This window comes from Dyella sp. PARNA 12/25 (assembly GCF_055702865.1).
The window spans coordinates 10,578-24,710 of record NZ_JBVQCI010000019.1; the positions used below are offsets into that span (position 1 = coordinate 10,578).

General features: G+C 64.9%; 13 protein-coding genes. All 13 read right to left on the reverse strand.

Going from position 1 to position 14,133, the window contains the following annotated elements; translation table 11 throughout:
• Positions 1-8: 8 nt before the first annotated feature.
• From ftsA to mraZ, 13 genes are read right to left on the reverse strand one after another with little or no spacing between them, the layout of a single operon-like run.
• A complete protein-coding gene (gene ftsA / locus AC0GUR_RS20970) occupies positions 9-1,241 on the reverse strand; it encodes a cell division protein FtsA (protein WP_472879465.1) in 1,233 nt (410 codons plus the stop codon).
• The gene (locus AC0GUR_RS20975) at positions 1,238-1,975 is read right to left on the reverse strand and encodes a cell division protein FtsQ/DivIB (protein ID WP_472879466.1); all 738 of its coding nucleotides are present in this window, start codon (positions 1,973-1,975) and stop codon (positions 1,238-1,240) included. Before AC0GUR_RS20975 ends, ftsA begins: the two co-directional genes overlap by 4 nt.
• The gene (locus AC0GUR_RS20980) at positions 1,972-2,907 is read right to left on the reverse strand and encodes a D-alanine--D-alanine ligase (protein WP_472879467.1); all 936 of its coding nucleotides are present in this window, start codon (positions 2,905-2,907) and stop codon (positions 1,972-1,974) included. The genes AC0GUR_RS20975 and AC0GUR_RS20980 overlap by 4 nt, the downstream gene beginning before the upstream one ends.
• Positions 2,904-4,343 (reverse strand): UDP-N-acetylmuramate--L-alanine ligase, encoded by a 1,440-nt coding sequence (murC, locus tag AC0GUR_RS20985; RefSeq protein ID WP_472879468.1) that lies wholly within the window; start codon positions 4,341-4,343, stop codon positions 2,904-2,906. The genes AC0GUR_RS20980 and murC overlap by 4 nt, the downstream gene beginning before the upstream one ends.
• Positions 4,340-5,413, reverse strand: coding sequence for an undecaprenyldiphospho-muramoylpentapeptide beta-N-acetylglucosaminyltransferase (gene murG / locus AC0GUR_RS20990; protein ID WP_472879469.1), 1,074 nt, complete (start codon positions 5,411-5,413; stop codon positions 4,340-4,342). Before murG ends, murC begins: the two co-directional genes overlap by 4 nt.
• Complete coding sequence (ftsW, locus tag AC0GUR_RS20995) at positions 5,410-6,645, reverse strand: putative lipid II flippase FtsW (protein WP_472879470.1); 1,236 nt, start codon at positions 6,643-6,645, stop codon at positions 5,410-5,412. Before ftsW ends, murG begins: the two co-directional genes overlap by 4 nt.
• On the reverse strand, positions 6,645-7,748 hold the full coding sequence (mraY, locus tag AC0GUR_RS21000) for a phospho-N-acetylmuramoyl-pentapeptide-transferase (RefSeq protein WP_472879471.1): 1,104 nt from the start codon (positions 7,746-7,748) through the stop codon (positions 6,645-6,647). The genes ftsW and mraY overlap by 1 nt, the downstream gene beginning before the upstream one ends.
• Positions 7,738-9,108: a UDP-N-acetylmuramoyl-tripeptide--D-alanyl-D-alanine ligase gene (locus tag AC0GUR_RS21005; RefSeq protein ID WP_472879472.1), complete on the reverse strand. Its 1,371-nt coding sequence runs from the start codon at positions 9,106-9,108 to the stop codon at positions 7,738-7,740. Before AC0GUR_RS21005 ends, mraY begins: the two co-directional genes overlap by 11 nt.
• Positions 9,105-10,577 (reverse strand): UDP-N-acetylmuramoyl-L-alanyl-D-glutamate--2,6-diaminopimelate ligase, encoded by a 1,473-nt coding sequence (locus AC0GUR_RS21010; RefSeq protein ID WP_472879473.1) that lies wholly within the window; start codon positions 10,575-10,577, stop codon positions 9,105-9,107. The genes AC0GUR_RS21005 and AC0GUR_RS21010 overlap by 4 nt, the downstream gene beginning before the upstream one ends.
• On the reverse strand, positions 10,574-12,388 hold the full coding sequence (locus AC0GUR_RS21015) for a peptidoglycan D,D-transpeptidase FtsI family protein (protein ID WP_472879474.1): 1,815 nt from the start codon (positions 12,386-12,388) through the stop codon (positions 10,574-10,576). Before AC0GUR_RS21015 ends, AC0GUR_RS21010 begins: the two co-directional genes overlap by 4 nt.
• Complete coding sequence (ftsL, locus tag AC0GUR_RS21020; protein ID WP_472879490.1) at positions 12,385-12,648, reverse strand: cell division protein FtsL; 264 nt, start codon at positions 12,646-12,648, stop codon at positions 12,385-12,387. Before ftsL ends, AC0GUR_RS21015 begins: the two co-directional genes overlap by 4 nt.
• Before the next feature lie 5 nt (positions 12,649-12,653).
• Entirely contained in the window at positions 12,654-13,577 is a 924-nt protein-coding gene (gene rsmH / locus AC0GUR_RS21025) for a 16S rRNA (cytosine(1402)-N(4))-methyltransferase RsmH (RefSeq protein ID WP_472879475.1), read from the reverse strand.
• 56 nt (positions 13,578-13,633) lie between these two features.
• A complete protein-coding gene (gene mraZ / locus AC0GUR_RS21030; RefSeq protein ID WP_102302930.1) occupies positions 13,634-14,080 on the reverse strand; it encodes a division/cell wall cluster transcriptional repressor MraZ in 447 nt (148 codons plus the stop codon).
• Positions 14,081-14,133 lie beyond the last annotated feature (53 nt).

Genomic DNA, 14,133 nt, shown 5'->3' on the forward strand with positions numbered 1-14,133 from the left:
CATCCCTTTCAAAAATTCTTGGTAAGCCAGCCGCGCAGCTTATCGACCAGGCCACCGACGCTGCCGCCACTGGGGCCGCTCGCGCGCATGCCGCCGGTGCGGGCGCCATGCAACAGCAGGCCCACGCCGGTGGAATGCAGCGGATTGGAGACGACCTCACCCAGGCCTGACACGTGCTGCGGCACGCCGATACGCACCATCTTGTGGAAGATCTCCTCGGCCAGTTCCAGCGCGCCCTCCATGCGGGATGCGCCACCAGTGAGCACGACGCCGGCAGCGACCAGGCTCTCGTAGCCGGAACGGCGAAGTTCGTCCTGCACCATCTCGAAGATTTCCTCGTAGCGCGCCTGTACCGACTGCGCCAGCGACTGACGAGCGAGGCGGCGCGGCGGACGATCGCCCACGCTCGGCACCTGAATGGTTTCTTCCGCGTGCGCCAGCTGCGCCAGTGCGCAGGCGTACTTGATCTTGATCTCCTCGGCATGCGCAGTCGGCGTGTGCACGCCGTAGGCGATGTCGTTGGTCACCTGATCGCCACCCACCGGCAGCGACTTGGTGTAGCGGATCGCGCCCTGCGTATAAATGGAGATATCGGTGGTACCTGCACCGATGTCCACCAGGCACACGCCCAGTTCGCGTTCGTCATCGGTCAGCACCGACTTGGCGCTGGCCACAGCCGAAGGCACCAGCTCGTCGACGGTCAGTCCGCAGCGCTGGATGCACTTGCTGATGTTCTGCACGGCTGCTGCCGCGCCAGTCACCAGATGCACGCTTGCTTCCAGGCGCACGCCGCTCATACCCACCGGCGAGCGGATGCCGTCCTGGCCATCGATGCGGTACTCCTGCGACTCCTTGTAGAGCACCTTGCGATCGGCAGGAATCGCCACGGCGCTGGCGGCCTCCAGCACCTGCTCCAGATCACCCGGGGTCACTTCGCGATCGCGGATCGCGGCGGTGCCGTGCGAGTTCTTGGTCTCCAGGTGGCTGCCCGATATGGAGGCGTAGACCGAGCGGATATCGCAGCCCGCCATCAGCTCGGCCTCTTCGACCGCGCGCTGGATGGAGTGCACGGTGGATTCGATATCCACCACCGAGCCGCGCTTCATGCCGCGCGACACGTGCGTGCCGATACCGATCACTTCGATCGGTTCACCGGGTTCGTATTCGCCGACGATCGCCACCACTTTCGAGGTGCCGATGTCGAGGCCGACCACCAGTTGCTTGTCGTTCTTGGTCTTCATGTGCGGGGTGAGCCTCCAGCGTTCACGGTGCTCGCTTGCGGCGGCCATCGAACGGCAAATCCATTGGTGTAACGAAGATCGGCATAGGCAAAGCCCTCAGAGTGGCCAGCCATCAGCTGCGGATAAACATCGAGGAAACGGCGCAGGCGACGTCCGGCCTGTTCGCGATCGCCGACGACGATCTGCGCACCGTTGCTCGTGGTGAGGCTCCAGCTGCCACGCTCGGTGAGCGAGACGCCAGTGATTTTCAGTTTGGTGTTCGCGAAAGCTTTCTGTGTTTCGGCGTAGAAGCTCACTACTTCAGCCAAGCGCGCATCGGGGCCGCGCAGATCCGGCAGTTCCGTGTTCGCCTCGACGTCCGGCACCTCAAACACCAGGCCCTGGCGACTGATCAGCTTCTTCTCGTTCCAGCGTGCAAACGGCTGACGTTCATAGATGCGCAGAATCAAGGTGTCTGGCCAGCGCTTGCGAGCCTCCACCGATTCCACCCACGGCAACGCCGCTACTGCCTTCTGCACGGCATCCAGGTCGAGCGCGAAGAACCCCTTGCCGAGACGCGGCATGACCACCGAACGGAGCTCGTCCTCGGTCACATGCTTGAACTCGGCTTGCACCGTCAGCTGGGTCACCGGCCAACGATTGGCCGCAAACCATCCGCGCAGCACGCCGACAACCGGCAGCGCCACGAGCGCGATGGCCAAAACCCAGGCAACGAGGCGGATGGTTCCCCTCACACGCCCTCCCGGAAGCTCGTTTCCAGCACGCGCCAGCACAGCGTCTGGTAGTCGATGCCCGCCACCGCGGCGGCCTTGGGCACCAGCGAATGCGAGGTCATGCCCGGCGCGGTATTCACTTCCAGCAGCCAGTTGCGGCCCTGCTTGTCGCGCATGATGTCGACACGACCCCAGCCCCAGCAGGCCAGCGCGTCGAACGCTCGCAAGGCGAGCTCCTGCATCTCGCGCTCGTCGTCGCCGCGCAGGCCCGGACAGATGTACTGGGTGTCCTCGGCAATGTACTTGGCGTTGTAGTCGTAGTACTCGCCCTTGGGCACGATGTTGATGGTGGCAAGCACCTGGCGATTGAGGATGCCGACGGTGTACTCGCCGCCCTCGATCAGGGTTTCCATCAGCATGTCGCCGGGATACTTCTGCGCGAGTTCGACGGCGGCGTCCAGATCCTCTTCCTTGAACACGCGGGTCACGCCCACGCTGGAGCCTTCCCAGGCCGGCTTCACGATCAGCGGAAAGCCGACTTCGCGCGCCGCGGCATGCACATCTGCGCCGCGCGGCAGCGCCTTGAACTTGGGCGTGGGGAGACCGATGGCCTGCCACACCAGCTTGGCGCGGATCTTGTCGAGCGACAGCGCCGAGCCGAGCACGCCAGAACCCGTGAACGGCACGCGCAGCGATTGCAGAGCACCCTGCAATTCACCGTTTTCGCCACCACCGCCGTGCAGGATGTTGAACACGCGGGCAAAGTGGCCAGCACGCACCGCATCGAGCAGCGCGGGAATGCCGTCGATCGCATGCGCATCGACACCTCGCGCCTGCAGCGCGGCCAGCACGTTGCGGCCGGAGTCCAGCGACACCTCGCGCTCGGCCGAGCTACCGCCCATGACAACGGCGACGCGGCCAAACTGTGCGGGATCGGTAATCGTCTTGCTCACTTATGAGTCCTCAGGTTGCCGGCCTGCGCCAGCTCCACCGCCGCCGCGCCGATATCGCCGGCGCCGAGCAGCAGCAATAAGTCGCCGTCGCGCAGCAGCGCGGGCAGCGTTTCTTTCAGTTCACGCGGATGCTCGATCAGCACCGGATCCACCTTGCCCCGCGCGCGCACGGCGCGTGCCAGCGCGCGGCCATCGGCACCGGCAATCGGCGCTTCGCCGGCCGGATACACGTCCGTCAGTACCAGCACATCGGCCTCGGCGAGCACGTTGGCGAAGTCGTCCAGCAGGTCGCGCGTACGGCTGTAGCGGTGCGGCTGGAAGCCGACCACAAGGCGCCGATCCGGCCAGCCGCCACGCGCTGCAGCGAACACCGCAGCGAGCTCGCGCGGGTGATGACCGTAGTCGTCCACCAGCAGCGCCGTGCCCTTGTCGAGCGCGATCTCGCCGCGACGATGGAAGCGACGACCCACGCCCTGGAAGTTCTGCAGCGCATGCGCGATTGCTTCCGCTTCTACACCCAGCTGCCATCCGATGGTGGCGGCGGCCAGAGCATTGAGCACGTTGTGCTGGCCCGGCAGGTTGAGCTTCACGTGCAGCGCGTCTTTGCGCCCCGGCAACCACAGGTCGAAGTGCATTTCGAAACCATGCTGCGAGAGATTGCTCGCACGCACGTCGGCATCCATGGTGGCGATGCCATAGGTCATCACGCGACGCGTGGTGGATTTGGCGAGCTGCGCCACTTCCGGATCATCGACGCACAACACGGCCAGGCCGTAAAACGGCAGGCGATGCAGGAAATCGTCGAAGGCCTTCTTCACCTGGGCGAAGTCGTTGTTGTAGTTCTCCAGGTGATCCGCGTCGATATTGGTAACGGCGGCGATCACCGGCGACAGCATCAGGAACGAGCCGTCAGACTCATCCGCCTCGGCCACGATGTACTGGCCCGTGCCCAGTCGCGCATTGGCGCCAGCGGCGTTGAGCTGGCCACCGATCACGAAAGTCGGGTCGTAGTTGGCTTCGGCCAGCACGCTGGCCACCAAGCTGGTGGTGGTGGTTTTACCGTGCGTGCCGGCGATGGCGATACCGCGACGGAAGCGCATCAGTTCGCCGAGCATCTCGGCGCGAGGAACCACCGGAATGCGCGCGGCGCGGGCAGCCTGCAGCTCCGGATTGTCTTCCTTGATGGCGCTGGAGGTGACGACCACGTCCGCATCGCCGATGTGCTCGGCGGCATGGCCGACATGCACCGTGATGCCGAGGCCGGCGAGACGTTGCGCTGTCGGGGAATTCGAGCGATCGGAACCAGAGACCGCATAGCCCAGGTTGTGCAGCACTTCGGCAATGCCGCTCATGCCCACACCACCGATGCCGATGAAATGCACGCGACGGAACGTGACCATCAAATCCTCGTGCGCAAGCAGGCGACGCGGCGTCATGCGGCCACCTCCACACAGGCGCGCGCTATTACCGCTGCCGCATCGGGCTTGGCGAGCGTGCGCGCGGATTCGGCCATCGCGATCAAGCGTTCGCGATCATCCAGCAACGCTTCGAGGCGCTGCGCCAACTGCTGTACGTCCAGATCTTTCTCCTGCATCAACTCGGCCGCATGCGCGGCGACCAGCGCCTCGGCATTGCGGGTCTGGTGGTCATCCACCGCATACGGGAACGGCACGAGCACGGCGCCGAGACCGGCTGCCGTCAGTTCGGCCAACGTCAGCGCGCCGGCGCGACAGACGGCAAGATCGGCCCAGGCATAGGTGCCGGCCATGTCTTCGATAAAAGGCACGATCTGCGCCTCGACGCCCGCTTTCGCATAGGTGGCGCGCGCTTCGTCGATGCCGCGGTTGCCGCACTGGTGCAACACGTCTGGACGCTGCGTCGGGGAGATCAGCGCCAGCGCCTGTGGCAACGCGATATTGAGTGCGCGCGCGCCCAGACTGCCGCCAAGCACCAGCAGACGCGGGCGACCGGTACGGCCCGTCATGCGCTCGCGCGGCGCCGGCAACGCGGCGATGGCGCCACGCACCGGGTTGCCCACCCACTCGGCATTCGGCAATGCATCGCTGAAACCGGCCAACACGCGCTGCGCATGGGCAGCGAGCTTGCGATTGGTGAAGCCGGCCACGCGATTCTGCTCATGCACCAGCAGCGGACGACGCATCATGCGCGCCGCCACGCCGCCGGGGCCGGCGACGTAGCCACCCATCGACAGCACGCTGCGCGGCTTGATCCGGCGCAGCGCGGCCAGCGACGCCAGCAGCGCGCGCGCCAGCATCAGCGGCGCCAGCAGGCGCGTCTTCAATCCTTTGCCTCGCAGACCACCGACCGGCACCGTCACCATCTCGATGCCGTTCGCCGGCACCACCTTGGTTTCCATGCCGCCTTCGGCGCCCAGCCATACCACCGGCACGCCCTGCGCACGCAGCGCCTCGGCCACGGCGAGGCCGGGGAAGATGTGGCCACCGGTACCGCCGGCCATGATCAGCACGGGCTTGGGCGCACTCATGCGGTCACCGCCTCGCGCGCGGGCGCGGCTGCCGTGTTCGCATCCGGCACCGCGTTGGCCGGCATGCGCGCAGCCATCTGGCGCGCATCGATGGCGCGATTGATTTCATAGGTGGTGCGCAACAACACACCGGCCATCGCACAGGTCAGCACGATCGACGAACCGCCGTAACTGATCAGCGGCAGGGTCAGGCCCTTGGTCGGCAACGCACCCAGATTCACGCCGATGGATACCATGGCCTGCAGGCCCAGCATCAGTGAGATGCCAAAGCTCACGTAGCCGGCAAATCGCTGGCCCATTTCCATGCCCTTGAGGCCCATGTAAAGGCCACGCCCCACCGCCAGGCAAAACAGGCCCATGACCAGCAGGATGCCGGCGAGCCCAAGTTCCTCGGAGATCACGGCGAAAATAAAGTCGGTGTGCGCCTCAGGCAGGTACGAGAGTTTGAGCACGCTCGATCCCAGGCCTACGCCAGTCCATTCACCTCGGCCGATGGCCATCAGTGACTGGGTGAGCTGGAAACCATCGTTGAACGGATCGGCCCACGGATCGACAAACGAGGTCAGGCGGCGCATGCGGTAGGGCTCAAACTTCGCCACGAACCACAGCAAGGTCACCACCGGCAGGCCCATGCCGCCGAGGTAGACCGGCTTGGCGCCACCCAGCCAGATCATGCCAATGGTCACCGCGATCATCAGGGTGGCGGAACCGAAGTCCGGCTGCGCCAGCAGCAGCACCACGAACAGGCCGGCCACCATGATGGGCTTGAACAAACCCCAGAAGCTCGTCTCCACGCTTTCGCGATGGCGCACGAGATAGCTGGCGGTATAGACCACCAGAATCAGCTTCACTGCCTCGACCGGCTGGAAACTGGTGATACGGAAGTTGAGCCAGCGATGCGCGCCGTTGAGCCTCATACCAATGCCTGGCACGAACACCAACAACAGGAGCAGCACCGCACCAGCGATCAACACGTAGGCGTTCTTCTCCAGCAGCTTCAGTTCGGTACGCATGGCGAGGCCCGTAAGCACCAGACCGATCGTGAGGAACAGAAGATGGCGCTTCAGAAAATAAAACGCGCCGATGTGCTGGCTTTCCGCCACCGCGATGGAGCTGGAAGCCACCATCACCACCCCAATGCTGGCCAGACCGACGAGCGCGATCACCAGCGGCATGTCAAAGCTGCCGCGGGGTCCCTGTCGTCGTTTGGCCTGGGTGGTGTCAAAGATCATCAGCGCACCTTCAGCGTGGCGAGGCCGATGAGCACGAGCACGACGCTGATGATCCAGAAGCGCACGATAACGCGCGGCTCGGGCCAGCCCTTCAGCTCGAAATGGTGATGAATGGGCGCCATGCGGAACACGCGCTTGCCCGTCATCTTGAAGCTGGCCACCTGGATCATCACCGAGGCGGTTTCCATCACGAATACGCCGCCCATCACCAGCAGCACGATTTCCTGGCGCACGATCACGGCAATAGCCGCCAGGGCCGCGCCAATGGCCAGCGCGCCGACATCACCCATGAAGACCTGTGCCGGATAGGTGTTGAACCACAGGAAGCCCAGGCCCGCGCCGGACAGCGCGCCACAGAAGATCGCCAGCTCGCCTGCGCCGGGAATCGAGGGAATGCCCAGGTATTCCGAGAACACCTTGTTGCCCGCCAGATAGGCGAACACGCCGAGCGCACCCGATACCAGCACGGTGGGCATGATGGCGAGGCCATCCAGACCGTCAGTGAGATTCACTGCGTTGGAGAAGCCCACAATCATGAAATAGGCCACCACCACGAACATGATGCCCAGCGGAATCACCACCTGCTTGAACAGCGGCACATACAGCGCTGTCTCGGCCACCGGCAGAGCACCCACGGCCTGAATGGGTGCGGAGTAGTAAAGGAACAACGCAGCGGCAAGGCCAAACACGGACTGCCAGAAATACTTCCAGCGCGAGGCCAGACCGCGGCTGTCCTTCAGCACCAGCTTCTTGTAGTCGTCATAGAAGCCGATCACGCCGAAGCAGAGCAGCACCGCCAGCACCAGCCACACGTAGCGGTTGTGCAGGTCGGTCCACAGCAGCGTGGAGAGGGTTACGGCAAGCAGGATCATCACGCCGCCCATGGTCGGCGTGCCGGCCTTGGACAAATGCGTCTGCGGACCGTCCTTGCGCACCACCTGCCCGGCCTTGAGGTCGGCCAGTTTCTGGATCAGCGTCGGCCCAAACAGCAGCGACATGGCCAGCGCGGTCAGCGCGGCCATGATGGTGCGGAACGTGATGTACTGGAACAGATGCAGGGCGGTGAAGTGCCGCGCCATCCAGTCTGCGAGTTCAAGCAGCATCGGATGCGCCCTCCCCATTGCCGTTGTGGTTACGAAGTGCGGCGACCACCTGATCCATACCCGACGAGCGCGAGCCCTTGATCAGGCAGCACACACCGCCGTGCAGATGTTTCTTGAGTGCAGCAATCAGCGCCGCCTTGTCGGCGAAATGCTCGCCGCGCTCACCAAACGCCTTGGTGGCCGCTGCGCTGAGCGGGCCCACGGCAAACACGCGATCGATGCCACGCTGGCGAGCGTGTTCGCCGATACCGGCATGCAGCGCCATGGTGTTCTCGCCCAGCTCGGCCATGTCGCCCAGCACCAGCCAGCGCTCGCCGTCGGCCAGGGCCAACGTATCGATGGCAGCGGTGACCGAACCCGGATTGGCGTTGTAGCTGTCGTCGATCAAGGTCCAACCACCCGGCATGCGCTCGAACTGCAGACGACCGGCCACGCCGGGAACTTGCTCGAGGCCTTCCACGATGGTGTCCAGCGGCACGTCCAGCGCCAGCGCAATCGAAGCCGCGGCAAGCGCATTGGCGATGTTGTGGCGACCCGCCAGCGGCAGCTGCACTTCGGCATCGCCCACCGGGGTACTCATCAGGAAGTGCGAGCCATCCACGCGCTGATCTAGGATGTCAGCACCCACGTCCGCCTTATGGTTCAGCGCAAAACGCAGCTGACGGCGCGTGCCGGCCAGCCCGGTAAAGAAGCTGGCGAACGCGTCGTCCGCATTGATGATGGCCACGCCGTCGACCGGCAGTGCCTGGTACAGCGCGCCCTTGGTCTCAGCCACGCCTTCCACGCTGCCCATGCGCTCAAGATGCGCGGGCGCGATGGTGTTGACGAGGCCGATATCGGGCCGCGCGATGGCAGCGAGATAGGCGATGTCGCCCGGCTTGCCTGCGCCCATCTCGAGCACGGCGTATTCGGTGTCCTGCGGCATGGCCAGCAAGGTCAGCGGCAGGCCGAGCTCATTGTTGTAGTTGCCGGCATTGACGTGGGTACGACCATGACGCGACAGGATCGACGCCGTCAGCGTCTTCACCGTGGTCTTGCCGTTGGAACCCGTAATGCCGATCACGCGCACGTTGTTCTGCGCACGCACGGCGCTCGCCAAATCACCCAGGGCGAGCGCGGTGTCGTCCACCAGCACCTGAGGCAGATCGAAATCGATCCTGCGGGTCACCAGCGCCGCCACGGCGCCGTGTGCCTTGGCCTCGGCCAGAAAATCATGGCCGTCGACGCGCTCACCCTTGATCGCGACGAACAGGTCGCCCGCCTGCAGCTTGCGCGTGTCGATGGCGACACCCATGACATCCACATCGGCGCCGATCAGGCGTCCGCGGGTCCACAGCGCGATGGCGCTCAAACGCATCATGCGCGTGTCTCCAATGCCTGGCGTGCGACAGCCAGATCGTCAAACGGGCGCTTGCCGTGCGCGCCTTCTTGATAGGTTTCGTGACCCTTGCCAGCGATCAGCACCACGTCACCCGCTTGCGCCATCGACAAGGCCTGCCCAATGGCTTCGGCGCGATCGCGCTGCACCGTCGCAGCCTTCGGCTGCTGCAAACCGGCAACGATCTGCGCCACGATGACGTCGCCGTCTTCGCCACGCGGATTGTCGTCGGTGACGATGATCTGGTCGGCCAGACGCTCGGCGATGGCGCCCATCTGCGGGCGCTTGCCGGCATCACGCTCGCCGCCGCAGCCGAACACACAGATCAGCTGCCCTTCGCAGTGCGCACGCAGCGCGGAGAGCGCCTGTTCAAGCGCGTCAGGCGTGTGGGCGTAATCCACCACCACCAGCGGCAGGTCGGCGACGCCACCGAGGCGATTCATGCGGCCGTTGATCGGCTGCAATACTTCGACGGCTTCGACGATGCGCTCGAACGATGCACCCAGCGCACCCAGGCAAGCCACCACCGTTAGCAAATTAGCCACGTTGAAGCGACCCAGCAGACGGCTGTGGACGGCATGTGAGCCCCACGGCGTCTGCAGATCGAAAGCAAGGCCTTCGGCGGAGGTGGCCACATTGATGGCGCGGATATCTGCACCAGCGTCACCTTCCGCGCTCAGACGCAGCGCGCGCACTGCCGTTGGCAGACGGTTGGCGAGCGAACGCCCGAACGCGTCGTCCACATTAATGGCGGCGGCGTGCAGCAAGGGCCATGCAAACAGCTTGGCCTTGGCTTCGCCGTAGGCTTCCATGCTGCCGTGGTAATCGAGATGGTCACGCGTGAGGTTGGTGAACGCCGCCACTTCGAAGGCCACGGCCGCCACGCGACCCTGCTCCAGCGCGTGCGAGGAAACCTCCATCGCCACGTGGGTCGCGCCTTCGTCGCGGAACGAGGCCAGCAAACCCTGCACGTTGATCGCGTCCGGCGTGGTGCGCTCGCCTTCGCTGATCTGGCCATGCAGGCCAGCACCCAGCGTACCGATGGTTGCGGCGCGGTGGCCCAGGTATTCGAGGGCCTGCGCCAGTAGCTGCACGGTCGAGGTCTTGCCGTTGGTGCCAGTCACGCCAATCACGCGCAGCGACTCGGACGGACGCCCGAAGAAGCGCGCGGCGATTTCGCCCACTTTGCCGTGCAGGCCGTCGACCCACAGCACCGGCACATCCATCGGCGGTACGTCGTCGGCCGGCGCTTCGGCCAGCACCACGCGCGCGCCGCGCGCGACAGCGCCTTGCGCAAAGGTAATGCCGTGCTCGCGCGTGCCGCGCAGGGCGAAGAACGCATCGCCCGGGCGTACCTGGCGCGAGTCGAGCGTGAGTCCTGAAACGACGATATCGCCAACACCCGGGGTGTCGGCGATGCCCTTGAGAAGCTGGTCGAGGCGCGCGGTCATTGGGGAGCCTCGTCGACCGGTGCGTCATCCACAATTTCAACCGGAGGCGGCTTGTTTCCCGTCAGGCCGTTCTGGCCCTGCAATGGCCCGCCGACATACCAGCGACCAATGTTGTCCGGCGGCACATCCAGAAGCCGCAGTGCGCCGTCCAGGACTTTGGAGAACACCGGACCGGAAACCAGCGCACCGTAGTAGCTGCCTTTCCTCGGGTTGTCGATGATCACCACCGCCGCCAGACGCGGGCTGGATGCGGGTACAACGCCGGCAAAGGCGGAACTGTAGTTGCTGTTGGAATAGCCACCGGCCGTCGCCTTGTGCGCCGTGCCCGACTTGCCGGCAACACCGTAGTTGGCGATCCATGCATACGGCGCGCCCGTACCGCCCGGCTGCGTCACCGCCACCATCATCTGCACCAATTCGTTTGCGACCTTGGGATCGATGATCTGCTTGGCTTCGTTGTCCGAGCCCTTGACGAAGGTGGGCAGGTGCATCACGCCGTTATCGGCGATGGTGGCGTACGCGTTGGTGAGCTGCAGCGGCGTCACGTTGAGGCCATAGCCATACGCCAGAATCGCCTTCTCCAGCATGCCCCAGCTCTTGCCCGGCTTGAGATAGCCAGACGCTTCGCCGGGGAAGCCGCTGTTGGTGCTGGCTCCGAAGCCGAACGCGTGATACGTGTCGTACATCAGGCCGGTATCCAGCGTCAGCGCTACCTTGGCGGCGCCAACGTTGCTGGACTTGGCAATGATGCCGGTGGGCGAAAGCATGCCGTTCGAGTGCGTATCGCGGATGTCTTTGCGGATATAGAAAAAGTGGCCGTTGCCGGTATCGACCAGCGGCCCTGTCGGCGTGTACTTGCCGCTGGACAATGCTGCTGCCATCAAAATGGGCTTGATGGTGGAGCCGGGCTCCACCACGTCAGTCATCGCACGGTTGCGGCGGCTCGACGGATTACTGCCACGCAAGGCGTTCGGGTTGTAGGTGGGCCAGTTCACCATGGCCAGCACTTCACCGTTGCGCACGTCGATGATCACGATCGAGCCGGAATCCGCATCGGACTGCTGGATGGTGTTCTTCAACTCGTTATAGGCGAGGAACTGGATACGGCGGTCGATGCTGAGCGTGATGTCTCGACCTGGCTGCGGCGCGCGCACCAGATCGAGATCTTCCACCACGTGGCCCTGGCGATCGCGAATAACGCGCTTGCGGCCTTCCTTACCGGCCAGCCAATCATCGAACGCCAGCTCCAGACCTTCCTGGCCGTGGTCGTCGATGTTGGTGAAGCCAAGCACATGCGCCATCACCGGGCCCGACGGATAGAAGCGGCGGAACTCGCGCTGGCCGTTGACGCCAGGTACGGCGAGATCAAGCACCACCTGCGCCGCATCTGGCGACATCTGGCGCTTGAGGTAGACGAACTCGCGCTCGGAACGCTGCGCCAGGTACTGCTTGAGCGCATCCGGATCCATGCCGATGGCCTTGGCCAGCGCCGGCAGCTTGTCTTCGTTGTCCAGCACTTCGGCCGGATTCGCCCAGATCGACATCACCGGCGTCGACACCGCTAGCGGTTCGCCGTTGCGATCGAAGATGGTGCCGCGCGACACCGCAATCGGCACTTCGCGCAGGATGCGGGCGTCGGCCTGGTTCTGGTAGAAATCCTTGCGCACCACCTGCATGTCGAACGCACGCGCCACCAGACCCAGCGAAGCCATGGCGAGCACGCTCACCACCAGCACCATGCGACGGCGGGTGCTGGGTGCCCCATCGCGACGTCGGGAGGAGTGGGACGTCGTGCGCGGACGTGGCTTCATCGGCGCACCAGCTGGATGTCTTGCGGCTTGGGATTGACCATGCCAATGCGCTGGCGCGATTCGTCGTCCACGCGGCGCGGTTCGGCCCAGGTAGCCTGTTCCAGTTCCAGCTTGCCGTATTCGATATTCAGATCGTCGCGCTGGTTCTGCAGGCGGGTCAGCTCGACGAACAACACGCGGCTCTCATGGCGCGTCCACACCACGGCAATGGCGCTGGACAGCACCGCCGCGATCAGGATCAGCATGAAGATGCCGCCGATAACCTTCATGAGAGCTTCTCCGCCACGCGCAGCACCGCCGAGCGGGAGCGCGGATTGACGGCCAGCTCAGCCTCGGAAGGAAATTGCGCCTTGCCCACAGCCGCCAGACGCGCAGGCGCGGCGGCGACCGGCGGGCCACGACGACTGCCCTGCACGCGTCCCGAGTGGTCGCGGATGAACAGCTTGACCGCACGGTCCTCCAGCGAGTGGAAGCTGATGATGGACAGGCGGCCACCGACCTTGAGCAGCGACAGCGCCGCGTTGAGGCCATGGTCGAGCGCATCGAGCTCGCCGTTCACGCGGATGCGCAATGCCTGGAAGCTGCGCGTGGCCGGATGCTTGCCCGGCTCGCGGCGGCCCACCACGCGCTCGATCAACGCGGCCAGCTGGCCGGTGCGGGTGATCGGATTTTCTGCGCGACCCTCGACGATGGCGCGCGCGATTTTGCGGCTGAAGCGCTCTTCGCCGTAGATCCACAGCACGTCGGCAATCTCTTTCTCTGAGGCATGTCCCAGGAAATCAGCCGCGCTTTCGCCCTGCGTGGTGTCCATGCGCATGTCGAGCGGTGCATCCGCCATGAAGCTGAAGCCGCGCGCGGCTTCGTCCAGCTGCGGCGAGGAGACGCCCAGGTCGAGCAGGATGCCGTCGAGGCCGCCGGCGGTTTCGCTCCACTCGGCCATGCTGGAGAAGTTGGCGTGGCGAATGGACACGCGCGGATCGCCCGCGAATTCGGCCTGCGCAGTGGCAATAGCCTGCGGGTCGCGATCCATCAACAACAGGCGGCCTTCCGGCCCGAGGCGCGACAGCACGGCGCGAGCGTGGCCGCCGCGTCCAAAGGTGCCATCGAGATACCGCCCGCCTGCCTGCACGGCGAGTCCCTCCACTGCTTCACCCAGCATCACCGGGATGTGCTTCAACTGCTCGGCCATGCCGCCGCACTCCCGTTCCCGTCTCGTTCACTCCGCCGCGCCGCCACCGTTGCCGGTTACAGCTGCAGCTCCGCCATTTCGTTGGTGATCTCGTCTTCGCCGATGGTCTGGCGGATCTTGGCCAGGTGAGCCAGCTCGCTCCAAAGCTCGAACTTGTTGCCCATACCCAGCAGAACCGCCTTCTTCTCGATACCCGTGGTCGCGCGCTGGCTCGCCGGCAGCAGGATGCGCACAGCGGAATCAGGCTCGACCACGGCGGCGGCACCCACCAGCTTCATCTGCATGTCGCGATGGGCCGCCTTGACCTTGGGAAGAGCGTTGACCTGGTCGCGCACCTTTTCCCACTCCGCATACGGGAACAGCCACAGGCAGCCCGACTCGAAGGGGTTGTAGGTGATCACCAGACGATTGGCGCAGGCGTCAGCCACCAACTCGCGGTACGCGGTTGGGATGGCCAGCCGGCCTTTGTCGTCGACAGTGATGGCGGTTTCGCCCTGGAACACGACCGTTAGGCTCCACTAATTCCCACGATTTCACACAGGAACCCACGATAGTC